Genomic DNA, 22,966 nt, shown 5'->3' on the forward strand with positions numbered 1-22,966 from the left:
TTTTGGGGTGGCGCCAGCGCACGTGCCAGGTTGTCCGCGGCGATGTGGTCGGCAATAGCCTCCAGATCCTGGACAGGATGCCAAAGTGGTTGCAGGTGAATTGAGGTTGGAGGACCCGCATTGCGCCCGAGCGCGTTTGCTGTTTCCGATGAGGATGTGCGTTGCCATCGCCAATGCCACCAACGACCACGACGCCTTGCTGCCACGGAAAACGGCGCTGCCCTCGCAATCCTAACTGCGCGCCCGGACATCGACTGCCGAGCGCGTACGAGAGACCACGGGCTGCGTCGATGTCGGCCTGGCGCAATACTGCCCTCCTGGATCCAGGAGCTCGACAGCGGGTGCGACGGCACCCGCGACGCCAAATGCGATCAGAATCAGCGCGATGCCCTGCGCGGGGTGGTTGCTGAAATACCCGTTCGCTAGCCGGTGGATCACGATGGCCTCCACAGCACGGCGGACGGCGCTTCGGGGTTGGGCGTCATCATTTCAATGACGCGTGCCAATACAACAAGGCCAGCGAGCTGGCGATCTAGCCTGTTCCATCCTCTAGCCACATTGCCTCCGATCATGTTGCTCACTGACAGGTGATTCTGTCAGTCAAGCCGATCAATCCAGTGTGGCGTTTTGACGGAATTATTGTGCCCCACAGAAGGAGGGCCGGGTTATGCAAAAGTCAAGGGAATTAAACGGCTTGCAGCATCGGCTTCACGGCCGGCCGAGTTGCCTTGGCACGCGTGAGCACGTTCTTCAGCTGCGCATGGATATCCCGCAGCGCCGTGTCCGCCGAGCACCTGGCAATCGCCGCCCACTTGCTGCTGGTGAGCATGCCGTCGAAGCCATCGAGCAGGCGGTTGAGCAGTTTCACCTGCCGCTCGTTCATCGGTGTTGTCGCCCGACGCTGCCAGAATCGCGCCTTCATCAACACGGCATGAAACGTGTGCTGAGCCTTTTGCACAGCGCGAAGGAGCGCTTCCAGAAACCACGACAGCCAGGCCGTGACGTCCAGCGTCCCTTTCTGCGTGCGCTCGAGGATGTCATGATCGCTGTTGCGCTCGCGCTGGATCTGCGCCGACAGACTGTAGAAGCGCTGCGAGCTAACTGTTGCCCACATGCTCAATGCCCTTCTCTGCAAACGCCGCCTTGGCCGCCGACAGCAAGCCATCGCCAAACACATACTGCGGCGTGATCGTGTACCAGCGTTTTGCCTTCGGCATGGACTCGATCAAGGGCCGCACCGTGCGCTCGATGGCGCCGAAGGTTGGCACCGGCCAGAGGAAGGTGGCCCTGTTGCAATCCTTGCCCGTGAGCTCATCCCGCCGCCTCCTGTACGTTGCACACTGCGGTACCGGGCTTGCCCTCGATGTCCAGTATGCGGTAACGCACGGGCTTGCCGAGCACCTTGGCGTATTGCTCCACCGCGACTTACGACCTGCAGTGGCTGCCCTCGGGGGGTCAGTACAGCGCTTGCACCCGGTCCACTGCCTCGTCCAACTGCTGCTTCAGCGGAGCCAGCAAGGCGTGCAAGCCGTTGTTGCCGACGTGTTCGCCAGCCTGCAGCTCCAGCAGAATCAAGAGAGACTCCAGGCCCGCGCTGACGCGCAGCAACTCGTGGCAGCTTTGCTCGATGGTCTGGCGGCTCCAATCGGCGTCCGGAGCCACTCGGATGTCGAGCATCGCAGGCTCGGCGATCGGCCTGGCTTCCATTGCGGCTTCCCTTGCTTCGGCGGCGGTGCGTGGGCGACGTTGGCGTGCGGTCATGGGTGGTTCCTGGTCGGCTTAAGTCATCGAAAGCGTCCGGAAATGCAGTACGTCATCAGACGGTAACCGGCGCGCGCAAGGCATTAGGGTTGCCGCATAGGCCATAATGCGAATGGCTATGCCTCTGACACCTGCCTGCGCACACGCGCCGGCGGGCTTGATTGCTTTTTGCGGGCGCAGAACGCCCTCACCTCGACAAGCTGTTGTCGAGTTTTGCGTTTTGCGATGCGAGTTCTACTCGCGGTAGCCAGGTATTTGATGAACAAGCGGTCCTCGGCAACTGCTGTTGCTGCCGTGGGCTTATGTGGCTGAGTTCAAGCTCGGTGCGGCCATGAATGCCACCGCCCAATTACAAGCATGAATTTAGAAGATAAGAACAATTTATGCTAATAGATATGCGCAATCGCGTCGTCGAATTGATTGATTTTGTGACGGATAGCCATCGTCGATTCAAGCACATGGAAGACCTGACCGGCATCAAGGCTGCCAGTTGGAAGAACACCTATCACAAAGATCAGCGTGTCGTTCAGGAGATGATGGAGGCCATAGGGAAGGTTTGGCCCCAGTACGCCTACTGGCTCGTCACCGGCAAGACGGACGAGGAGCATGGGCATACCTCGCCGATTCGGGATCGGATTGCGCGGGATTTGGAGAAGGTTAGAGCGGAGGAGGGATAGGGGTCCGCTAGGGACGTCGGGCTTCGATCTCCGATTTCCGGGGAAGGCTGCACGAATCTTCAGGAAGAAGTAAGAGCGACCCCGGCACCCTGTAAGCCTTGGATCATGGTTGGCGCCCAGAAGTCATTGGGTGCGGACCAGAAAGCAGGCAGGTAGGGTCAATGGCTCTGATCGGCCGAGGCCGTGTGGAAACGTCTCTCGAATCGCATCAATGCGCGTGCCCTCCGGGGCGGAGCTTACCTTATCGAATTTTCGGCCAACCTGGTCGTCGGACGATGTCGAAACGGGTGCGAACAACGCTAGTGGACCCCTGAGGGTGATCTTCAGCCCATTTGTTGGGTGCAAATGGGTGCTTACGCGCCCACCAGGCGCATGGCCTTCATTGTTTTCGAGAACCCGAGAATTCGAAGGACGCGCTTCAGGTTGTACGCTAGAACATGCAGGCTTATTTCGGTACCTACATTCGGTAGCGTGCGCGTCAGGAAGTGCGTGTAGCCCATCCAATGCTTGAAGGTTCCGAAGACATGCTCGACGGTTCGCCTGCGAACCGTCATGGCATCCGGCGTCTTGTCGAGCCGGCGCTGGACGGCCTCCAGCACTTCCTCATGCTCCCATCTGGAGATACGCCGGTACGGACTCGGCGTGCATTGAGACCGCATAGTGCACTGAGGACAAGCACTACTCCAATAGCGGCGTAACTGCAGTCCATGCTCTTCTCTGGTGAAGCGGTATATCGCACGTTCGCCGGCGGGACATAGATATTCGTCGTCTCGGGCAATGTAGATGAAGTCCGCCCGATCAAATCGGCCTCCCGCCTTCGCGCTGGACGTCGTTGGTTTGGGCAAGATGGCAGCAATGCCCGTATCCGCGCACGCCTTGATCTCCTGCGCACTGAAGTAGCCACGATCAGCTATGGCTTTGAGCCTGGTCTTACCCATCGCATCGCGAGCGGCTCGGGCCATCGAGTTGAGTTGCGCCCGATCATTGCCAATATTGGTGACCTCATGAGCGACGACAAGATGGTGTTTGGCATCTACGGCCATCTGTACGTTGTAGCCGACCATTCCAGAGCCCTTGCCACTTGTCGCCATCGAGCGCGCATCAGGATCGGTCATCGAGATCTGACCATCTGGCAACGTCTTGAGCTCTTCCTTTATCTGGTCAAGGCTATGCATCTGCTGACGCAGTTGCGCAATCTTCTCGCGCAGTCGTGTTGTCTTGAGTCCCATCTCCGCCGGCTGCGTGCGATCCGCGGTCTCCAGCGCACTCAGATACCGCTGGATTCTTTCCTCGATTTGCTGCTGGCGCTTGTCGACCTTGCCAGCAGTGAAATTGCGGTCCCGAGTATTGACTGCCTTGAACTTGCTACCGTCGATGGCGACCAGGGCCTGCGAGAACAACTTCAGATCGCGGCACAGAACTACGAAACGACGGCAGACATTGCGAATGCCTGTGCCGTTGTCCCTGCGGAAGTCTGCAATCGTCTTGAAGTCCGGTGCCAGTCGACCGGTCAGCCACATCAGCTCTATATTGCGTTGGCATTCGCGTTCCAGACGGCGGCTGGACTGGACCCGGTTGAGGTAGCCATAGATGTATATCTTCAACAGGACGGCAGGATGATATGAGGGGCGACCATATGAGGGGCGACCTGTAGTCGAAGGATTGGCACCTTCGAACCCGAGCGACTCGAGATCCAACTCTTCAACAAACGCGTCGATGATCGTGGCGGGGTTATCCTCGACGATGAAATCATCGAGGCATTCTGGAAGCAGGGTAGCTTGCTTGCGGTCTTCTCCCTCTATGAATCGCCTCATCCGGTACCCCAATCTGAATGCGTTGATCCAGTCTAGGTGATCGAGACGTTTTCACACAGCCTCGACCCGAAGCGGTCAGATGACTTTCCTAGAAGCGGTCGGTCCAGGTTCGAGCAGCCGTTCTTTCGGGCCGGTTTGGCCCTAAGCATCTCTACAAGATGCCGCTTCATCTGCAGTGAATTCGATTTCATGTATTTTCAGGAGGCCACTGGCTATTGCCGGCTCGAAGCTTTCTAGCATGCGTGCAAAGTCATTGGGAGCTCGGGGTTCCTCGCCCGGAAGCTTCATTAACACAAGGTCGAGATGTGCCTCCACACGTTTAGCAGTTCGATAGTGATTAATTTTCGAAAGCATCACGTATAGCCGATCGCGGAAAAATGTCAGCGAAAGCTTCGCTGGTCGCATTTCAACGAATGTTTCGTGCTCAGATAACTTAATGTATGCATCGAATACAGGTTGCATACTGGAGATCGGATCAATACCTTGAAACTGAGACACCAGCTTCGCTTCAACAATCACATTCGATCGGTGTAGAGAGCGTTGCTGCAGATATTTGGTGAGTGCTAGCTCTTCGGCCCGCCGCCAGTTTGTAGCGACCCTGGACGTGCCGTTCGGCGTCGCTGCACTAGCCGCGTCCGAAGACTGCTTCTCTTGGACGTCCGTCTCACTTGCCTTCTGAACAGTCGGCGTGGCGTGGTAATCTCCGTACACATTGGTGTGGTTCTGGTTCTGTGACTGAGTGTTGGAGAGTGAGATGAGTTGAGACAGAAGGTGAGTATTTTGCTTTTCTAATTTTTCGACATCCCTTTCCTTCTTTTTGACTTCCCGTGAGATTGAGATTAATTTCCCAACCGAGAAATTATCAAACGACTCTGCCAAGACAAGGATAAGCAATAGAAAAAGTAAAGTAATGAGTCCGCCGCTGATTTCGGCTTTTGGCTCAATGGTGATGTAGCGATAAGCAATCATTGACGCCAGCAATATGCAGAATGCTATGATCAGAATTCGTACAAACCAATTTGGTTTTTTTCGTTCTTCCATGAACAAGATCCCGGTTATCTTTTCCGATAGAAACAAAATATTCAGTTTCTGCATGGCTTTTGCAAGCCCATCCGCCAGCACCACAGCGCGAACCATAATACTACACACGAATTACTACACACGAATTGTAATTTACTCGCCGTCGAGTGACAGCATAAGAGATGTCGACGAAGGCTGTCCGTGAACGCCTTTGCAGGCAGTGTCGACCGGTTGAATCTGCAGCTGAACTCGGCCGTTGGGCTAGTCCCTGAACTATCCGCCCCCCTCCAACCAATCTCGTTATACGGAAGTCATGAGTCCTCCCGGATCACCAGAGTCATGAAGGCAGCATCCATGGTTCGCCGCGGGCCAATCCAGATCGTCTTGGCGCGAGTTTCGTCATTATTCTCGCGCCCAAGGAATCCGTCCAGAGAGGGCCATCAGACGAATCCTGATTGACCGTCACTGGTGTCTTTAGGCATCGCTGGCCACGATGCAGGCCAGGCGGATGATCACGGCGTCATACCAGCTTCGAGCTTCACACCAAGTACTTTTCACTGATCTCGTTTGGAGCTCTGGATCCTGCGAACCCGGCACCAGATTACTTATCGAGCACATTTCGTAGCCCGAAGGCGTCCATAACCTCCCATAACGCGTCCATAACTGCCATATCCGGAGTCCCTATCTACCGATCGGCGTCCGGATCTGGAGTCAAGCTCAGTCGGCGGTGGCTCTTGGTGCAGTGCCTTTGGTCCATTGAGCGGACCTGAGCCAAAGGTGCTTTGACGTGAGATCGGCGTGTGGAGGAGGGATTCTCCATGCGGTTTGACGCAAGCATTAGCTTACATGGCTAGATACGAACATATTTGAGCCAAGTTAGGAGGCCAATGCATAGCGAATGCTGACACCGAGACGGTGTCTTAACTCACCTCGGGCGGCTTGGCTTGAATGCGAGCGCGAAGGCTTCGGTTGATGGCGGGGAGCCATGTCGTGAAAGTCCTCCCTGTTCTCATATTTCGCCGAATCATCGACCATCCATTCCACCAATCTGCGAACTTCCGAAGCTGGCAGGCGATCCACATCGGGCTCGAAATTGCTGTTGAAGGAAATATCGAAGCTGCAAGCCAGGACGGGCTGCGCCAAGATCGCCGCTGCTGCGGCGACCGTGCGGAAGTACTTGGACAATGACATAAGCGGCCACGTTATCAGCATTCTCAATGCAATGCGGGTTCTTTGCCGCAGCCTGCCGTTTGACAACAGGCTGCCGGGCAGGGAGAAGTCATCTAGCTCATGCCTAGCGAATCTGCGAGGTCGGTTCCGGACCTGGGCAGCAAGGGTGCGGACAACCCGGCATGAAATTGATATGCGCAAAGTTCGGCGCCACCGATTTGCCTGGGTTGTAGCGGGCGATTTCCATGGAGATCATGCTCGCCGGCACACCAAATGTCGTCAGCAACTGCTTCAAGTGAGCCGTGCGCTTACGCGCGAGCACATGACTGACACCAAACGCGGGGGCCTCATACAGGGCAATGTGAAACTCCTCCTTTTTCTCATAGGCAGCCGGGTCATTGATCATCCACTCCGCCAGTCTGCGCACTTCCGAAGCCGGCAGGCGAACAGCATCAGGCTCGAAGCTCGTGTTGAATGAAATGTTGAAGCTGCACGCCAGTGCGGGCTTAACAAGGATCGCAGCCACTGCTACGAGAGTGCGGCAATACTTAGACAATGACATAGCCGGCAAACGTTATCTGCGTTCCCAATGCACTGCGGGTTCTTTGCCGCAGCCTGCCGTTTGACAACAGGCTGCTGGGCCGGATAGCTCACGCCTAGCGAATCTGCGAGGTCGGTTCCGGACCTGGGCAGCAAGGGTGCGGACACCCCGGCATGAAATTGATATGCGCAAAGTCTGGCGGCTCCGCCGATTTTCCTGGATTGAAGCGAGCGATCTCCATGGAAATCATGCCCACCGGCACACCAAAAGTCGTCAGCAAATGCTCCAGGTGAGATACGCGCTTGCGTGCGAGAGCATGACTGACACCAACGGTGCGGGCCTCGTAGACGAGAATGTGAAACTCCTCCTTGTTCTCATATCTCCCGGGAGAGTCGACCATCCATTCCGCCAATTTGCGCACTTCCGATGCCGGCAGGCGAACCGCGCCTGGCTCGAAATTGCTGTTGAAGGAAATGTCGAAGCTGCAAGCCAGTGCAGGCTGCACAAGGATTGCAACCGCTGCAACAACGGTGCGGAAGTATTTAGACAATGACATAGGCGGCCACGTTATCAGCGTTCTCAATACACCTGGGATTCTTTGCCGCGGCCTCCCGCTTTGCTCTAAATAGCTGATAGAAAGGATCCTCGGTCGCCATGGCATCCTGGAAGTGGGAAACTTCATGGACAAGCGTTAGTAACTGCGAGTCCACGCTGTCGGAGTAGGGCGATAAGTCGCAGAATTTCAGTGCAATTGCGATGGTGTGCGTCTTCGTATCGGGAGCGCAAACGGCTGCCACGAGTTCCGGATTATTGCGAGTTTTAGGCGTGCAACCGATGTATTCCATCGTCTCGTCGGAGTATCGAACAAAGTTGTCGGCGGTCAGGCTCCTGAGGATCGACTCGATACGGGGAATTCCCTCAAGCAGGCGTTGGCGGACCCGCTCATCTGATACGCCAAACCACGCCTCGACTCGCGCCCGATCCGCGTGGCCCCACCGTCGAAGCTCCACCAATCTCTTGCCGCAGCGCGAAACAGCCATGTCGCGGAGCCTGAGAATGAGGCTGCGAAACTCCGCGTTGCTCATGTTCGCACAGATCCGCTCCGAATCGTCCACGAGGTTGCTTGGCCCGTCCGACAGCTTCTCGGCGGCCAGTGGTGCGAAAGCGCCAGGTGCGGCCAAAGGCTGGACGTGGCCTGTCCGATCCACCTCAATGATGAAGTCCTGCTGTGATGGGATAACCAGTGGCTTGTTCGTACATTGGCACATCACCCTGGCGCCCCGCACGAGAATCTGGCGTCCGTCCATGAGCGTGAAGTGCGGATGGGCGTCGTTCATCACCGGGCCACCCACCTTGCAGGCTGGACAGGTAGCGTGATCGCCCTCCGCCGCGACGGGGACACCGTGATGCGTAAAGCCGATCACCGTGGAAATCAGTACCCCGCCTGTGGCGGTCTTGTCGCCATGTTTCAGGGCCTCTCGCATATCGCGCATGCCTTCCTCCATTGTCAGGTCGCCGACACTCAAAGTGGTCGAACGCCTTGCCAATTTGCCTGCGGATCGCCTTGTCGGCGTTGGGAAATATCCGCAATGTCGCGAAGAAATTTCGCCTATTGCGGGGAGGGGGAGGCAAGAATTTGGGAGACTGACCCTCATCCGGACGCCGCGATCTTTTCCCTTTGTGCACCGACTCTTCCGAGTCATCCGTTGCAATCGAGACTCTGCCTCTGCGCGGTTCTCCCTGGCGTTGGCGAGAGTGACCTGATAGTAGCCATCGAACCTCAGCAAATTCTCCGACTTCGTGCCAAAGTGCTGATATTTTCAAGCGCCATTTCTGGGCGCCGCTGGGCAGCACTTCAAATAGAATCCGCCGCCCTCGCATACTCGGTTGCCGTCATCGCTTGGCAGCATTGGGCTCGGTAATGGAAGAATTCCCATCGGTCCCCGTTGCTGATTAAGCTCTCGATCCAGCCAATGTCACCGGCGCTAGATTCCCCCCAAAAGTTGGGGTGAGCCCTTCTCGCGCCCGCGCGGCCCCGCCGAAGCGATAATATCTTGATGTACCCAACCTTGCTGGCGGCCAATTGATAACAATAATTATTTTCCCTTGGAGTTGAGATGGCGATGGCAGATGACATTGAAAAGGCATTCGAGAGGTATCCCTACGACCGGCTTGCCAGTCCCGCGCCATCTGTAGCGCCCCGGGAGGCGGTACCATTCTAATCTGCCTAATATGGATTATAAAATCCCAGATGGTTGCAGTACGCTGCAGCAGTACATTAGGAAAAGATGATGCCAAGAATTTCTTTGACCGATTTGGTTGATGTTGTTTCCAAAGCAGGCTCCCCTAAGGCGACCAAGGTTAGACAAATAAAGAATCGCCAGGAGTACAGTCCCGCCACAGACTTCTATCGTCCGTTTAGGGAAAAACTGGTTGCACTGCACGAAAGTAATTCTCCGAAGAACACTTTACTTAATATCTGCAGTGGTTTAACCGATATCAAAAAAATCAAAGCGTACCCAGACATCGTAGAAGGCTACAGGAAGTGGTGGGGGAACAAAAATCTCAACTGGTTTCAACCGCCTTCTGTTCTTTACTCCCACCTTGGCATGGATGTCTCTGTCAACCCCGAACTGGGTCTCTCGATAAACGGGGAGCAGCACGTTATTAAGCTGTACTTGAAGGACGACGAGGTGAACAAGGCTAAGATGGATTTGATCACCGCGTTGATGGAGCACTGTCTTCGCCCGAAGGTAACGGCCAGAACGATGGTGGGGGTGCTCGATGTCAGGGGTGCGAAACTTTACACGCTGGGCACATCGGCGGCCGCACAGAAAGCCATCATAGACGCTGAACTTGCCTACATCGCTGCTCTATGGCCCTGCGTATGAAGGCGGCGATGGCAGTGACGCTATCGATAATATTGCCATGGCAATATTATCGAGTTCTCGGAGCCTAGTCGATCACGATAACATGCTCGCCGATTCCGACAAGCGAATCATCCGCAGTTTGGGTATCGAGGGAAGTGAGGATAAGGAAAATTGGAGTGCATATGAACATGGAATGTTGTGTCATCAGTCTGGCAGTGATCCTGGCGGCCTGTGGCAAGTCTACCGATGCGATCATTCCCGCTGACGAGTCCAAGTGGGAATAAGACATCAAACCGCCCGTGCAGAATCTTTCAGAGGAAGACCAGAAGCTGCTGATGGGATACGTGGCGCACAAGAAACTGGGCGCCGCATTCGGTGCGTTCCAAATCTCTACAATAGCCGATTCAGCGATTCGTTCGTTGTGGATGTTGCCATCCGGAATAAGTCCACCAAAGCCATGAAGGGTGTGAAGGGCGCTATCGCCCTGAAGGATACGTTCGGTGAGCGCATCCGTACCATTACCTTCCGAGTGGAAGAGACCATCGCTCCTGGTGCAACCTACGTCTGGTCTGGGTCGAAGGAACTGAATCAATTCTCGGATGAAGACAAGCGTCTGATGAGACTGGAGGACGAAAAAATCACCTCCGAAGTCGTACCGATAGCCATCGTTTTCGGTCATGGCGCATCAATCAAAGCGCCTGATTGAGCCGCTACGTTCAATCGGCGAGTTCAAAAAGCGGGCGGTCGCGTGGGTGCAAATATCCCGTGAGCTCCTCCGGCTTGAATAGCTCTTGTACGTAGTAATATTCGTCACCGAGGCGCTCATACTTGCCGCCAGCTACCAACGCCACGCGCTTGCCGCGATTGAACGATTCCCTGGCCAGTTCGATAAACTGCTGTGGGCTGCGGTTGAAATCATCCAGTCGCCCGCTGCCATCTCTGAGTACCGCTCAACAAGGCTGCAAAATTTCACGCGACTTTCGATTTCTGGGAGACCCTCCGCAGACTCAAGCTCCGGGGCCTTGCTTCGCCGCCTAGCATTGCGATCTGCCCTCTGCGCCTCAGCCAAAGTGAGTTTCCGGCTGGTTACTGGGCGTCCTTCGGCACTAGGATTAGACGTCCAGGCAGCGAGGGTACCCCGCCCGGAGGGGGACTCAAATATCAATTGACGTTTGCCGTTGGGTCAGATACCAACCTACCTCGGCTTTGCAAGGGAATCGGGCCGCACGAATGAACCTGCCAGATCTTCCTGGGAGATCTCTTGAAATACGCAGAATTCCGAAGACTTTCAATAACGTTTTTAATGCCAGCGGTTATGACTCCGGTGCCACCCTTGGCGATAATTTTTTTCTCTTGTCTCTACAAACATGCTACTCAAGAATGTGTAGGCGTCTGCGGCGATTACTGAGCACGGGGTTAGAGCATGAAATCCGATTCATCCGATCCTATTTGACGAAGACTGAATCTTTATTCGAGGAATTTTACTCGATAAGATCGACTAGGATACAGATAATGTTGCTTGCACTCTCATCATTATCAGCCGTGTTATTTCTGCTACAGCTGATGCATCAGGGAACGAACGGAGATTTTCTTACCTATTTCATGATGCAGGTTATATATACCGCCTGGATGGCGTTCTCAATATTCGCCTATGGCTCAAAGCTGGGGATAGTCTCTGCATTTAGTGGAGGAATGACCAGCAAGCTAGTCTGGAGCGCACTCGCTGTAGCGAGCTTCGCATTCGGTAGATTTCTTTTTGTAGAGTTTGCGAGTGGAATTTTTCCAGTCACGACTAGTGTGCTGACGCAAACCTTTTATATTGGCGTATTCATGAAGACCCTTGCTTTGCTTGGGCTTGGCGTAACGATTTTTGCCGCGCTATCACAGTATATTCTGGCGGCACCACTCATCAGTGACGCTGTGGGGAGGAAGACCTGGCTGACCTGCTGTCTAGTAGTCTGCCACTCATCAATCATATTATCTTTGCACGTCCTAGCAGTTTCTCTGGAGGAGCTGAGTCGTGGCAATACGGGCAATCTTGCTCTGATCTATATTGCGGGAAGCCTAGATTTTACTGAGACACATCTGTGATCTACGGCACCCGGAGAACGAATTCTCTTCATCGACGGCTACCCGGACCGCGCGCTTGCCGCACGCTTCCCGAGCCTTCCGCTTGGTCCGCTGCACTATATGGGGAGCGAAGTAATTAGGGAGGCATTGCCCAAAGGATTTCGAATGGTCTCGTGCAATGCGATCGAGTCGGCAATCATTTCAGAGTAGGGAGTCTGCCCGTAATCTGCATGGACCGGCGCAGTACTAGCAACTGGTAACTGCACGGGCATACGACCATATCGCACGCGGACTACCTCCAGCTAATGCCGAGTATTATCGTATCCAAACGCATGTACGCCGCATGCCCCACACTCGTTCTGCTTTTGTAGCTGTCGCTAGACTGTCCGCTAAACGCAAGTTTGCTGGGGAGGGTCACCTACCCCTCGCTGGCCCTACGGATATCCCCGGCTGTTAAAATGCTCGTCCTCGTCTATTTGCTTGCAAATGGATGGGAAAGTTGCGCTTCGGCTACGCCCGAGTCTCTCGGACGATCAAACGTCCGACGCCCTGAAGCACGCTGGGTGTTCGCGCATTTGCGAGGACAAGGCGAGCAGCACGGCGACTGCTGCGCAGCGCCACCTCGCCGGATGGCTGACCGACTCGAGCAGGGGCTATACATTGGTGGCGTGCCGATTGATCGACTCGGCCGCGACCTGCCCGAGCTTGTGCAGCGACGCTGGAGCAGAAGAGCGTGGTGTTCGAGAGCCTCACCGAGCGATTCGAGATCAATTCCGCGTCAGGCAAGCAGATCTTCCATTCGTTCGCGGTGTTGGCCGGGATCGAGCTCAACTTGATCCGTGAGCACACGAAGACTGGTCTAGCTACTGCTCGCATCCGAGGACATGCCGGTGGACAAAAAAGCAGATTAGGGAGATTAAGCCGCTTCTGCGGGATCGCAACGCGAGCGTCACTCAGCTTGGCAAAGACTACGGCGTCCACGACCATATACAATCACTGAGGCGTTGTGCCGCCAGACAAACTCATTGAAGGGAAGAATGACCCAAAAGACAACCGCCTTTGACGTGTTTGAGCAATGCGCATTGGCAGTCCAGGCCGGGGAGTTGATCGAATCAGTCTCTGCGAAGGACAAGGAGTTCCACTTCCAGAACTGGTTTCAGAAACGCCTCCAGAGCTTAGGTATGCACTTCGAGGGGTCAGGGCGGAATACCTACCCCGACTTCTGCCTGGTGGAGCACACCGAGGGCTACGAGATCAAGGGTCTCGCATGGCCCGGCCGTGAGCGGGATTACGACTCGAACAGCCAGGTGCCGACCGGCCATCACAACGGCCGACAAATCTTCTACGTGTTCGGCCGCTATCCTGCAGATCTCTCCGGCTATGCCGACCAGGGCAACGGGCGTAGGCAGTACCCTGTCGTGGACCTCGTGGTCTGCCATGGAGACTTCCTTAATGCCGACCACAAGTACGTGCACAAAAACAAGAGCGTGAAAGGCTTTGGCACCTACGGCGACATCATGATCCGCGATCGCAAGATGTACGTGGCACCAACGCCGTTTGCGCTGACCGAGGGCACCACGGGCCTAATGACCCTGATTCTGCCGGAGAACTTCGGCAGTGATGATCGCTACCAGGTGGTGGGCAGCCTCACGCGCGTCGAATCTGAGACACTGGTGGTTGGCTACAATTTCGACTTGCGCACGAACGAGCTGCGGGCGGAGCGCGTTCCCAACCCGAAGGCGGGCACCCAACACCGATTCGTGGCCTACCGCCTCAAGGGTCAGACCAACAAGCCTGTCTCAATGACTGGCACGCCCGCGCTGCCCGACGAGAATAACCAGCCTGACGAAGAATGAACATCATCGCCGCAAAGTCTAGACTTCCCGATGCGTCCGCAGTAAAGGCGTCGGAGTGCCCCCTACCACAAGCTCTTTGGAGTGATGCAGCAGCGCATTGCTCAATTTCGGTGGAATGAACGCAATGTCAAAAGAAACAACGTGCTTTGATGTTTTTGAAAAATGCGTGACGGCTATCCAGGCTGCGGAGCTGATAGAGTCAGAGAGCGACAATGACAAAGAATTTCATTTTCAAAATTGGGTGGAGCAGCGCCTAAAGACGCTATCGTTCAATTTTGACCCACCGAAACGACATAGTTATCCAGATTTTCGAATTGTTCAGTTCACTGAGGGCTATGAAGTTAAAGGTCTAAAGACCCCCGGCAGGGATAAAAATTTTGACTCAAACAGTCAAGCTCCTTCTGGATTCCACAACGGAAGAGATGTTTTTTATGTCTTTGGTCGATACCCCAAAAAAATAACGAGCTACCCGAAAAGTGAGAGAGGGTATCGCCAATACCCCGTTATTGATCTGGTTATATGCCACGGGGACTTCCTCAGCCTTGATCGCGATTACGTACACGAGAATAAACATATCAAAGGGTTCGGTTCGTATGGTGATATCATGATTCGTGATCGAAAAATGTATGTCGCCCCGACGCCTTTCGCCTTAACTGAAGGAACAACCGGACTCTTGACACTTATTCTTCCAGATTCTTATGTTCCAGATGAGCGATTCCAAACGGTTGGGCATCTCGCAAGAAAAGAGGCCGAGGAGTTAGTAGTCTCGTATAGTTTTGACTTACAAACTAACGAAATTTTGACGAGTCGCGTCAAAAACCCGAAAGCCGGCACAGAGCATAAATTTGTGGCATATCGTCTAAAGACACAGAACAACAAACCAGTTAAGATGATTAGCCAAAATCAGATTTTTGCCGAAATGGAGCTGGCGCAGCGTGAGGCAGAGAAATAATGAGCGTGAGTCGCGATATTGCAAACTGTAATCTGCCTGCGCGGTCAGCCCTTGAAACTAATTTCCCAACATTAGAAATTAGTCAATTGGCTGAGCAGGAAAGCTGGCGAAAGGAGATAAATCGCCCGATCTATCACATCCACAAATGGTGGGCGACTCGACTCGGGTCAGTGTTTAGGGGAATCACTTTAGCGGCCTTGAGCCAGCCAGGCGCGGACATCTGGGCTCAGTTCTACGAGACGCATGACCTGGCCGGAAAGGTGGTACTCGACCCCTTTATGGGTAGCGGCACCACGCTCGGCGAGGCCGTGAAGCTTGGGGCCAAGGCCATCGGCTGCGATATCAACCCGGTCAGCACCTTCCTTGTCCGCCAAGCGTTCACGCCGGCGTCGGAAGCCCAGCTTCGGGCGGCGTTCGAGCAATTGGAGCGCGATGTGGCGCCTGAGATTCGCCGGTATTACCAGACCCGCGATCCGCAGACGGGAGTGCTGATCCCCGTGCTGTACTACTTCTGGGTCAAGATCGTCACAACGCCCGAGGGCGAAGCGATTCCTCTTCTTTCCCGCTACGTGTTCTCCCAGGACGCCTATCCCAAGAAGAAGCCGCGAGCGCAAATCGTGTGTCCGGGCTGCTGGGATGTGCTGGAAGATCGGTACGACACAACCGACCTCCATTGCCCGCACTGCGGCCATCACTTCAATCCACAGGAAGGCCCGGCCTCTGGCCAGTACGTCATCACTAAGGGTGGCCAGCGCTACCGCATCAAGGACCTGCTGCCCGAGGACGGCACGCCGCCCTCGCACCGCATGTACGCGATGATGGCTTTGCGGGCTGACGGATCGAAGGTCTACCTACCGGTGCACGACGAGGACATGGCCCTCTTCGAGGAAGCCCAGGAGCGGCTTGCCCGCGAGGCGTTACCGCTGCCTGAAGCCAGCGTGCGCCCAGGCCACAATACAGACCAGGCACGCGGCTATAACTACACGCAATGGCGCGACTTCTTTAACGTACGGCAACTGCTGTGCCTCGGCCTGCTCTTGCGCGAAATCCTCCGCATCGACGATCAGGCAGTGCAGGAGCAAATGCTTTGCCTGTTCTCCAGCACCTTAGAGTTCAACAACCTTTTTTGTAGCTTCAAGGGCGAGGGCACCGGGGCCGTCCGACATATGTTCTCGAACCACATCCTGAAGCCAGAGCGCACGCCACTGGAAAATTCGGTGTGGGGGACAGATCGCAGCAGTGGGACATTCAGCAGCTTGTTCGAGTCACGGCTGCTGCGTGCCAAGCGCTACCTCGATGAACCTTTTGAGATCGCCATCGAGCGCGACCAAGGGGGCAACCGTGTGGGCTCTTCCAAGACGGTGGCCAGCCATCCGATCCGCGCTCGCCGCGTTGAGACGTGGGACGAGCTAGCGGGGGCCGACCACGGCCTGCTGATTCTCAACGGCGACAGCTCCAAGCTGCCCGTGCCCGCGGGGACGGTAGATGCGGTTGTGACAGATCCACCTTACTTCGACTTCGTTCACTACTCCGAGCTAAGTGACTTCTTTTTTGCCTGGCTGTCGCCCGTGCTACGCGGCCGCTACCCGTGGATGGCCCGCGAGGACTCCTCCGACCAGGGCGAGGTGCAGCACAAAGACCCACGCGTGTTCTCCCGACAGCTCGCGTCGGTGTTCACCGAGGCTTGCCGTGTCCTCAAGGATGACGGAGTACTGGCATTCAGCTTCCATCATTCGCGCCCAGAGGGATGGGCCGCCATTTACGAAGCGATTGCTCAGGCAGGTTTGGCAGTGGTTGCTGCGCACCCTGTCCATGCCGAGCTCCGCGCCGCGAGTCCGAAAGCAGCCGCAAAAGACCCAATCAGCTTGGACGCGATCCTAGTCTGCAGAAAGCGAATCGCTTCAACGTGGCAGCCAACCGATTTCGAATCGCTTGTGGCCCGAGCTGACATCATGGCTCAGCCTTTGGTTGCGGCAGGACTACATATCTCCGTCGCCGACCGGTTCGTGATTGCGGCATCACACCTATTGATTGCGGCGGGGCCTGAAGCATTAAGCTATGACGTCATAAAGGATCGGCTGACGGCGATCCGTGCTGAGCTAACGGCTCGCGCTTCAGTGGAGCCTTGCGCAAAGGCGATGTCCGGTGACGCAATATCGACTAATTTGTCTGCCGCACAGGAGGCCAGATATGCTGCTGCTTAAGGGCGAAGTACTGTTATTCCCGGCGGACGTTCCGGCGTCAATCGCTAAGATCCCGGATGACGTGATCAACGAGAAGTATGTACGCGGTGAAATTCGGATCGTTACAGAACAGGCGCGCTACCCTCTGAGTACGATTGCGAGCATTGTTGAAAGCCCGACTTATCGGTTGTCGCCCGAGTATCAGCGTCGGCATCGCTGGACGCGCAATCAGCAATCACGGTTGATTGAATCGCTCATCATGAACGTGCCGATCCCGCCGATCTTTCTGTATGAGTACGACTATTCTAAGTACGAAGTGATGGACGGATTGCAGCGTCTCACCGCAATTCATGCCTTTTACCGGGATGAGTTCTCGCTGGCCGATCTGACACAGTGGCCTGAACTCAACGGACGGACGTACTCGGCTCTTCCGGAGAAGGTGCGGGAGGGTATCGATCGGCGCTATCTGTCGTCTGTGATCCTGCTCAAGGAGACTGCCAGGAATGAAGAAGATGCTCTCCGGCTCAAGCAGATGGTCTTCGAGCGGATCAACAGTGGCGGAGCAAGACTCACACCGCAAGAGACGCGGAATGCAATCTATGACGGCCCGCTCAACCGTCTGTGTATCCGACTCTCTAAAAGCCAGCCACTCTGTCGCTTATGGGGATTACCTCTCCCAGATGCCCAAGAGCTCGATGGTGGAAGCCCGCCCGAAGAAAGGTTGGAGAACGACGACTTCCGTCGCATGGAGGATGTTGAGCTCGTCCTTCGCTTCTTCGCATTTCGGCAGAAGCGCACGTTGCACAAGAGCACTGTTCCGCTATCGGCGTATCTTGACTCATACCTCTACCACGGCAATGGTTTTGACCAAGATACCTTGCAGGGCCTGGAGTGCATCTTCATCGATACCATACAGTTAGTCGAAGATGTGTTTGGAGAGCGCTCATTCTGGCTCTATCGGCAAAGGAGAGGTAACTGGTCCTGGCTTGAACGACCCACCACGACTATTTACGATTCATTAATGGCAGTTGCCAGCCAACACCTGGACAAGGCCCAATTAATACGGAATAAGGCCCAAATTCTTCGGGATCGAATTGAATCATTCTACAGGGAGAATTACGATACTTTCGAAGGACGCAACGTTAACCCGAGCGCACTGATCGCGCGCGAGAGTGCTTTGGAGAAATTTCTCATCGATACCATTAAGACCGCATGAAAGCAGCTCTTGCGGATTTCGAGGCAGGAATTGATCAACTTCTCGTTTTCCTAGATCGAACGGAACGCGAACAGGGGCTGATTGGGCTGCTCAATGAGCGCAAGCGCGATTTGCCTGGCGATGAGGTTAAGCTCCTTAATCAACTTGTCGCAACGGCCACAAACACTAAGCAGTATATTTACACTGTTGCAATCGTTTCGTTATACGGCCTATTGGAGCGCCTGGCCGACAGTCTAGTAAGCGGTTTTGTTGTTTATTTGGGTGAACTTAGCGAGCAGTTCAAGCGATTGCCTGAAGCAATTCAGAGGAACCATCTGCCGTACTCTCTTGCGTTGGCCGAGGCACTGATCAGAGATAAATTTCGCACTGAAACCACATACGAAAAGGTCATTGCCAATCTGCATTCGTGTTTTTCTGACGCGAAGGACTACCAACTCAACGGCTCCGCCTTTTCCCTTCATCGGGGCAACCTCACACTCAATCGCATCACGGATATGCTGGCCAATGTGGGCGTGCAACATCACCTAAGGCGTATGGCACGAACACCGGCGTTTTCTTTTTGCCTCGCTCAGCGAGAACAAGAGCGCGATATAAATGCACCCTCGGATGAGGATATTCGAGCAATTTTCGAGCCAATCGATGACCTTGTTGAACGACGGAACTTTGTATCGCACGGTGTCGTGCTGGTTGACGATCTTGAGTCCGTTGGCCTGCTCAAAGAGCGTTGCGCGTTTGTGAGTGCTTATGGCAAAGGACTTTTCGAGCTGTTGCAACATGATGCCTTAAAGTTCAGTGCCGAAGTCGGGATAGCTGTGTCGCTCGGCAAGCCCATACAGGTCTTCAACAACAAGATTGTGTGTTTTGAGATCAAGGGTCATCGTATCGCGGTTGGTGATCAGCTATTCGTCCTGACCTCCGATGCCATGGAACCGGTTAGGGCTAGTGCTGTTGAGAGCCTTCAGATCGACAAAGTCAACCATCTAGAAATCATGGCCATCGAAGCTATCAAGATTGGCGCTCAAGTCGGTTTTCATGCAAAAGATGGACACGATTACTACTTGCTGTCAACGCCGACTTAAAACTAACCCACTTTCCGAAGATTCCAGGGGTGGGTCACTACAGATGATCGGCTAACGGCAATAAGTGCCAGACGGATCGGCCGTCGCCAAGCACTGGACTACAGCCTCAAACACTGGGAGGCGCTTATGCGCCACCTAGACGATGGCAATGCGCCGATCCATAACAACTGGGTGGAAAACCAGATCCGCCCCTGGGCGATCGGGCAAGCTGGCTGTTCGCGGGCTCGTTACGAGCAGGACAACGGGCGGCTGCGGTCATGACTTTGGCGCGCTCGGCAGAGTTGAACGGACTGGATCCGCACGCGTACCTTCTCGGCACCGCCCGCGCTTAGAGTCGCTAACAAAACTCCTCAACGAATCGGGAGCGGGTGGCGATGAGAACAGCGAGATAGTTCATTTTCTTTGTAATTCCGGAGACCGAACGAGCAGACTCAAGCTACTGATGTGGTACTTCATCGACCGGGTCCTCCTCATGCCTGTTCCATTCACGATACTCGACTCCCCCATGTGATTACGCGGCGGAGAAGCGTGCAAAAAAACGCTACTAGGGGCAGTCTCAGTGAAATAGCTCCATGGAGTATCCAACCGTCCCCAGATATGACTTCATCCCAACGGGGGTCCTGACAATTGAAGTCGGTCGCTGGCCATCGAGGTCGTCGCGGAAGGTCGAGTTGGCTGACCGCTCGCGGTCCGATGAGATGTCGGCAGGGTCAGCGATCGGCTGCAATCTGCCCGAGCTCCGCCAAGACAGCGTCCTTAAATGTCTCGAACACAATCCAATTCTTGAACTCCGAGTTCCAATACCCGCGTCCCCGGCAAATTGGCTCGACCACCTGCCGAACAGGCTCGCAGATTTGATGGAACACTGCGATGTTGTTTCTGGGCAATTCACGCACGTGAACCGACACGCCCAGAATAGAAAAAGTCCATACTCCATCTCGTTCAAACATGTTGACCTCCTGTGTTGGGAACGAAGCCAGCCTAGTCAGCACGGGTAATCGAAAACAGTTGCCAACAGTGGAAGAAACAGTGCGAGACGGAAATATTTTATTTAAAATCAATAGCATAGTTGGTAGCCAGCCCGAGACATTCCAGGCTGACGAGAACGAAAAGCTGGCCGCACTCGAAGCGTTCTTGGGCTTTCTCAGACTGCAGGGGAAGGAGACAAAGGCGCTGAGAGTCGCGCGCGTGCTTGCCGAAGACACTCGAGAGAGGCTGAATGAAGGCAAAGCCCTAGTTGCTTACAACTCCGTCAACGTCGCGGAGATGGCAGAACACCCTGTGGCGCCAGAGCGGGCCACCGCCTGGCTCGCCAAAATCTGGAGCAATCTTGAGGAGCGCCTTGAAGAGCGTGAAACCGGCATCCAGGACGTTGCCCGTCAGGCAGGCCTATCGATTTATGCGTGGCCCAGAAAGACTCTCGGCGCAGGCGGCGCCGGAAACAACTCCACCTACGACATCGAATTTCTAAAGCTTCCAGCGTCGGATGCCGAGCCCACAGCGCTGGCACCTGGCAGCATCGCCTACGTGCAAGACCTGACCTTAAAGCCTGCCTTCTGGCTGAGGCGACTCATCCGGACTGGCTTTGCCCTCAAGGGATGGAGGCGCATTGCCTTCCTTGTGTACGGCATTGGCGGGCCAGCGGTCGTCGGAACGCTGCTTGTTCTGCTGTGGCTTGCCCTGACGACTCAATCGGCGAGGATACCCACCGGAGACATCGTTACCCTAGTTTTCTTCGCCGCTATAGTCGGATTGTTGGGCTTTGCATTTCTCAGTCCTTTCTGGAGGCTGATTGACTTGCGCATCATCATGGCGCCCGACCTGCTTCTGTCGTTGCGTGAGCGTGGCGTTCAACTCGAGGCATCAAAAGAGCCTGCGGGTGACGGGCGACACGTCCGCGTCATACGATTGGTACGGTACTCGGGTCGCTGCCCCAAATGTGGAGAGACTGTCCATCTCTACGATGGTCGAAGAGAGTTTCCAGGACGCCTGGTAGGGAAGTGCGACGAACATCCTGCCGAGCATGTGTACTCGTTCGACAGGTTCACCAAGACCGGCAGCCCACTACGATAGGCGGCCCTTCATCGATTTTCCGACGACGATGTCAGCCCGCCGCAAGAAACTCCTGGACTGAAGGCTCGTCGCTATCTGCGACTCGTCAAAAAATCGAGCCAGTCCGACGCGTAAGCACGCTGCATCGGCGTGGGGTCGTCTCCCTTAACAGGGCAGCCTAAGTACTCAATGCGTTTGCGGAAGAGTGTCGCTGCCGGCTCAGGTATTTCGCCCAGACGGGCGTAGCTCGTATCGCCCGAATGATGAATCGGAATGCTCAGGGGTTCGGGGCAACGCGGAAGTTCTTCGGTCCCGGTCAACGCGACTGCGAGCGCACGCGCGATAAGGTCAAAAGCGGACGATGCGTAGCGCGGGTGGGCATGCAAAATATTCTTCCCGCCGTGTTCATATATGTCTTCGCACAGCTGCACGACGTAGTCAGGCGTGGCGCCACGCTCTAGTCGACCTATGTTGGCGGTCCACAGGGTAGAGACATTCGTCTCCATTATTACGGTGTCTAGGCCAATCGCAATTACTCTGACGCTCTACGAGTCGGCTATTTGCAGACAAACGAATAATCTGAGAGACCTTTTCTTACAAGATAGGGCGTTCCGACCGAGTGTGACTCGAGTTGTGGGTCAGGTTTCAGGCGGCGTTGACACGTCGCAAACAGCGACCGTGCTGTGCATTCCAGCGAATGCCGGGCTGAAAGTGACTTGCATTTCCATTAAGCTAGAATTGCATTGGGGACATTTTGTTGCGTATAGCAATTTTCGGAGCCATGACTCATGCACGATGAGGCAATACTAACTAGGGGGACCGGTAGAATCGCGAGCACCGGCAGCTCCGTCACCATCGACGCGGTAGAGAAAATCTACACATCCAGTGCGGCTGTGAAAGCCGCCGAATTTTTTGTATGCGCCGACCCGAAGTGCGGCGTTACGGTGATTGCTGTCATCACGCAATCAACGAAACCTGGTCGAAAAAAAAGCCCTTCGTCGTACTTTCGAGCGTCCCCGAACCCGCATAGACGGGGATGCACGCGACGGCCATCGGCGGTGACAACCGCCTCTCCGCCACTGATTGGTTCAAAACCGGCAAAACCAACAAAAGGCACCGTTCCAACGAAGTGGAAGCCACCCACGGCTTCTCCTGGACCTAGCACAGCGGGGACGGGCACGCCTCCATCGACAAGCGCCACCGCTGGTACAGGAATAGGAACGGGGACGTCAGCGACGGGAACAGGAACTAGCAGCAGTTCGTCGAGCAGAGTGAAGCATTTCGCAAAGAGTTGGAAGACGATGGCTCCGGCGACCCTCGCATCCACCGAGCTATCGGCCCCCTGGAACGCAGGTGAAACATACGCCTCCGCGTTCATGGACCTTGCGGTTAATGTCCTTGCTAGCGCTGCTCAGAGCCCAATCAAGATTTACCGAGGCACGATTGCAAGAATCCACCATGGGACAACGGGCTATTCGTTGACACTGTCGCAAGCGCATAGCACAGGCAAAGACCTACTGGTATGGGTTCAGAACGGTGTTCCGAGCTCCTGTCCATCAGGTGCCGAGTTGTGGAGCCGACTGACCTCTGGAGCAGTCGCCGTGGGCACAGAGGTCTTTGCACTTGGCCAGTTTGACCATAACTCCAGACCCCACCGTGTTTGGTACTCGCTACCAGTCGCAGATGGGCATGACATCTGGATTCC

At 55.2% G+C, this 22,966-nt stretch carries 20 protein-coding genes and 3 pseudogenes; 13 read left to right on the forward strand and 10 right to left on the reverse strand.

Going from position 1 to position 22,966, the window contains the following annotated elements; genetic code table 11:
* Nucleotides 1–685 precede the first annotated feature (685 nt).
* From P3W85_RS45125 to P3W85_RS45135, 3 genes and pseudogenes are all read right to left on the reverse strand, one after another.
* Nucleotides 686–1,099: pseudogene (locus P3W85_RS45125) on the reverse strand (DUF4172 domain-containing protein); the annotation flags it as partial.
* 1 nt (nucleotide 1,100) lies between these two features.
* Nucleotides 1,101–1,425 (reverse strand): annotated as a pseudogene (locus tag P3W85_RS45130) (ABC transporter substrate-binding protein); the annotation flags it as partial.
* Nucleotides 1,426–1,455: 30 nt separating this feature from the next.
* Entirely contained in the window at nucleotides 1,456–1,761 is a 306-nt protein-coding gene (locus P3W85_RS45135) for a DUF1484 family protein (RefSeq protein ID WP_276269622.1), read from the reverse strand.
* 395 nt (nucleotides 1,762–2,156) lie between these two features.
* On the opposite strand from P3W85_RS45135, the gene P3W85_RS45140 reads away from it, so the two are divergent.
* The gene (locus P3W85_RS45140; protein ID WP_035805040.1) at nucleotides 2,157–2,438 is read left to right on the forward strand and encodes a hypothetical protein; all 282 of its coding nucleotides are present in this window, start codon (nucleotides 2,157–2,159) and stop codon (nucleotides 2,436–2,438) included.
* Nucleotides 2,439–2,791: 353 nt separating this feature from the next.
* Here P3W85_RS45140 and P3W85_RS45145 read toward each other — a convergent pair whose 3' ends face one another.
* Both P3W85_RS45145 and P3W85_RS45150 read right to left on the reverse strand, forming a co-directional pair.
* The gene (locus tag P3W85_RS45145) at nucleotides 2,792–4,252 is read right to left on the reverse strand and encodes an IS1182 family transposase (protein ID WP_276269623.1); all 1,461 of its coding nucleotides are present in this window, start codon (nucleotides 4,250–4,252) and stop codon (nucleotides 2,792–2,794) included.
* Nucleotides 4,253–4,393: 141 nt separating this feature from the next.
* Nucleotides 4,394–5,347, reverse strand: a complete 954-nt coding sequence (locus P3W85_RS45150; protein ID WP_276269624.1) for a hypothetical protein — start codon at nucleotides 5,345–5,347, stop codon at nucleotides 4,394–4,396.
* 915 nt (nucleotides 5,348–6,262) lie between these two features.
* Between P3W85_RS45150 and P3W85_RS45155 the strand changes: the two genes are divergently transcribed.
* Complete coding sequence (locus P3W85_RS45155) at nucleotides 6,263–6,460, forward strand: hypothetical protein (RefSeq protein WP_276269625.1); 198 nt, start codon at nucleotides 6,263–6,265, stop codon at nucleotides 6,458–6,460.
* A gap of 106 nt (nucleotides 6,461–6,566) precedes the next feature.
* On the opposite strand, the gene P3W85_RS45160 is transcribed toward P3W85_RS45155, so the two are convergent.
* From P3W85_RS45160 to P3W85_RS45170, 3 genes are all read right to left on the reverse strand, one after another.
* Nucleotides 6,567–6,968, reverse strand: coding sequence for a hypothetical protein (locus P3W85_RS45160; protein ID WP_276269626.1), 402 nt, complete (start codon nucleotides 6,966–6,968; stop codon nucleotides 6,567–6,569).
* 130 nt (nucleotides 6,969–7,098) lie between these two features.
* A complete protein-coding gene (locus P3W85_RS45165) occupies nucleotides 7,099–7,539 on the reverse strand; it encodes a hypothetical protein (protein WP_276269627.1) in 441 nt (146 codons plus the stop codon).
* Nucleotides 7,526–8,488: a M35 family metallo-endopeptidase gene (locus P3W85_RS45170; protein WP_276269628.1), complete on the reverse strand. Its 963-nt coding sequence runs from the start codon at nucleotides 8,486–8,488 to the stop codon at nucleotides 7,526–7,528. The genes P3W85_RS45165 and P3W85_RS45170 overlap by 14 nt, the downstream gene beginning before the upstream one ends.
* 783 nt (nucleotides 8,489–9,271) lie before the next feature.
* On the opposite strand from P3W85_RS45170, the gene P3W85_RS45175 reads away from it, so the two are divergent.
* The 10 genes and pseudogenes from P3W85_RS45175 to P3W85_RS45220 form a co-directional block, all read left to right on the forward strand.
* Entirely contained in the window at nucleotides 9,272–9,874 is a 603-nt protein-coding gene (locus P3W85_RS45175) for a hypothetical protein (protein WP_276269629.1), read from the forward strand.
* Between the two features lie 436 nt (nucleotides 9,875–10,310).
* Nucleotides 10,311–10,559 carry a hypothetical protein gene (locus P3W85_RS45180; protein WP_276269630.1) on the forward strand — a complete coding sequence of 83 codons (249 nt, stop codon included), beginning with the start codon at nucleotides 10,311–10,313 and terminating at the stop codon, nucleotides 10,557–10,559.
* An 806-nt stretch (nucleotides 10,560–11,365) separates the two neighbouring features.
* Nucleotides 11,366–11,944, forward strand: a complete 579-nt coding sequence (locus P3W85_RS45185) for a hypothetical protein (protein WP_276269631.1) — start codon at nucleotides 11,366–11,368, stop codon at nucleotides 11,942–11,944.
* Between the two features lie 697 nt (nucleotides 11,945–12,641).
* Complete coding sequence (locus P3W85_RS45190) at nucleotides 12,642–12,923, forward strand: recombinase family protein (protein ID WP_276269643.1); 282 nt, start codon at nucleotides 12,642–12,644, stop codon at nucleotides 12,921–12,923.
* 37 nt (nucleotides 12,924–12,960) lie between these two features.
* Nucleotides 12,961–13,779 (forward strand): hypothetical protein, encoded by an 819-nt coding sequence (locus tag P3W85_RS45195; RefSeq protein WP_276269632.1) that lies wholly within the window; start codon nucleotides 12,961–12,963, stop codon nucleotides 13,777–13,779.
* Nucleotides 13,780–13,903: 124 nt separating this feature from the next.
* Complete coding sequence (locus tag P3W85_RS45200; RefSeq protein ID WP_276269633.1) at nucleotides 13,904–14,731, forward strand: hypothetical protein; 828 nt, start codon at nucleotides 13,904–13,906, stop codon at nucleotides 14,729–14,731.
* Nucleotides 14,731–16,935 (forward strand): DNA methyltransferase, encoded by a 2,205-nt coding sequence (locus P3W85_RS45205; protein WP_276269634.1) that lies wholly within the window; start codon nucleotides 14,731–14,733, stop codon nucleotides 16,933–16,935. Before P3W85_RS45200 ends, P3W85_RS45205 begins: the two co-directional genes overlap by 1 nt.
* On the forward strand, nucleotides 16,922–18,130 hold the full coding sequence (locus P3W85_RS45210) for a DUF262 domain-containing protein (protein ID WP_276269635.1): 1,209 nt from the start codon (nucleotides 16,922–16,924) through the stop codon (nucleotides 18,128–18,130). The genes P3W85_RS45205 and P3W85_RS45210 overlap by 14 nt, the downstream gene beginning before the upstream one ends.
* A complete protein-coding gene (locus P3W85_RS45215; protein WP_276269636.1) occupies nucleotides 18,127–19,209 on the forward strand; it encodes a HEPN domain-containing protein in 1,083 nt (360 codons plus the stop codon). The genes P3W85_RS45210 and P3W85_RS45215 overlap by 4 nt, the downstream gene beginning before the upstream one ends.
* Before the next feature lie 64 nt (nucleotides 19,210–19,273).
* Nucleotides 19,274–19,520 (forward strand): annotated as a pseudogene (locus tag P3W85_RS45220) (IS66 family transposase); the annotation flags it as partial.
* Nucleotides 19,521–19,919: 399 nt separating this feature from the next.
* Here the strand turns inward: P3W85_RS45220 and P3W85_RS45225 are convergent.
* Entirely contained in the window at nucleotides 19,920–20,159 is a 240-nt protein-coding gene (locus P3W85_RS45225; RefSeq protein ID WP_276269637.1) for a hypothetical protein, read from the reverse strand.
* Nucleotides 20,160–20,217: 58 nt separating this feature from the next.
* Between P3W85_RS45225 and P3W85_RS45230 the strand changes: the two genes are divergently transcribed.
* Nucleotides 20,218–21,282: a hypothetical protein gene (locus tag P3W85_RS45230; protein WP_276269638.1), complete on the forward strand. Its 1,065-nt coding sequence runs from the start codon at nucleotides 20,218–20,220 to the stop codon at nucleotides 21,280–21,282.
* A gap of 853 nt (nucleotides 21,283–22,135) precedes the next feature.
* On the opposite strand, the gene P3W85_RS45235 is transcribed toward P3W85_RS45230, so the two are convergent.
* Entirely contained in the window at nucleotides 22,136–22,405 is a 270-nt protein-coding gene (locus tag P3W85_RS45235) for a hypothetical protein (RefSeq protein WP_276269639.1), read from the reverse strand.
* Between the last annotated feature and the right edge of the window lie 561 nt (nucleotides 22,406–22,966).

Origin of the sequence: Cupriavidus basilensis (assembly GCF_029335485.1) — a bacterium.
Classification (GTDB): Bacteria; Pseudomonadota; Gammaproteobacteria; order Burkholderiales; family Burkholderiaceae; genus Cupriavidus; species Cupriavidus basilensis_E.

Coding starts and splice junctions, on each gene's coding strand:
- P3W85_RS45205 (WP_276269634.1), top strand. CDS start 14,731: ATGAGCGTGAGTCGCGATATTGCAAACTGTAATCTGCCTGCGCGGTCA.
- P3W85_RS45225 (WP_276269637.1), bottom strand. CDS start 20,159: ATGTTTGAACGAGATGGAGTATGGACTTTTTCTATTCTGGGCGTGTCG.
- P3W85_RS45135 (WP_276269622.1), bottom strand. CDS start 1,761: ATGACCGCACGCCAACGTCGCCCACGCACCGCCGCCGAAGCAAGGGAA.
- P3W85_RS45140 (WP_035805040.1), top strand. CDS start 2,157: ATGCGCAATCGCGTCGTCGAATTGATTGATTTTGTGACGGATAGCCAT.
- P3W85_RS45215 (WP_276269636.1), top strand. CDS start 18,127: ATGAAAGCAGCTCTTGCGGATTTCGAGGCAGGAATTGATCAACTTCTC.
- P3W85_RS45170 (WP_276269628.1), bottom strand. CDS start 8,488: ATGGAGGAAGGCATGCGCGATATGCGAGAGGCCCTGAAACATGGCGAC.
- P3W85_RS45175 (WP_276269629.1), top strand. CDS start 9,272: ATGATGCCAAGAATTTCTTTGACCGATTTGGTTGATGTTGTTTCCAAA.
- P3W85_RS45145 (WP_276269623.1), bottom strand. CDS start 4,252: ATGAGGCGATTCATAGAGGGAGAAGACCGCAAGCAAGCTACCCTGCTT.
- P3W85_RS45150 (WP_276269624.1), bottom strand. CDS start 5,347: ATGCAGAAACTGAATATTTTGTTTCTATCGGAAAAGATAACCGGGATC.
- P3W85_RS45210 (WP_276269635.1), top strand. CDS start 16,922: ATGCTGCTGCTTAAGGGCGAAGTACTGTTATTCCCGGCGGACGTTCCG.
- P3W85_RS45195 (WP_276269632.1), top strand. CDS start 12,961: ATGACCCAAAAGACAACCGCCTTTGACGTGTTTGAGCAATGCGCATTG.
- P3W85_RS45185 (WP_276269631.1), top strand. CDS start 11,366: ATGTTGCTTGCACTCTCATCATTATCAGCCGTGTTATTTCTGCTACAG.
- P3W85_RS45200 (WP_276269633.1), top strand. CDS start 13,904: ATGTCAAAAGAAACAACGTGCTTTGATGTTTTTGAAAAATGCGTGACG.
- P3W85_RS45165 (WP_276269627.1), bottom strand. CDS start 7,539: ATGTCATTGTCTAAATACTTCCGCACCGTTGTTGCAGCGGTTGCAATC.
- P3W85_RS45180 (WP_276269630.1), top strand. CDS start 10,311: ATGAAGGGTGTGAAGGGCGCTATCGCCCTGAAGGATACGTTCGGTGAG.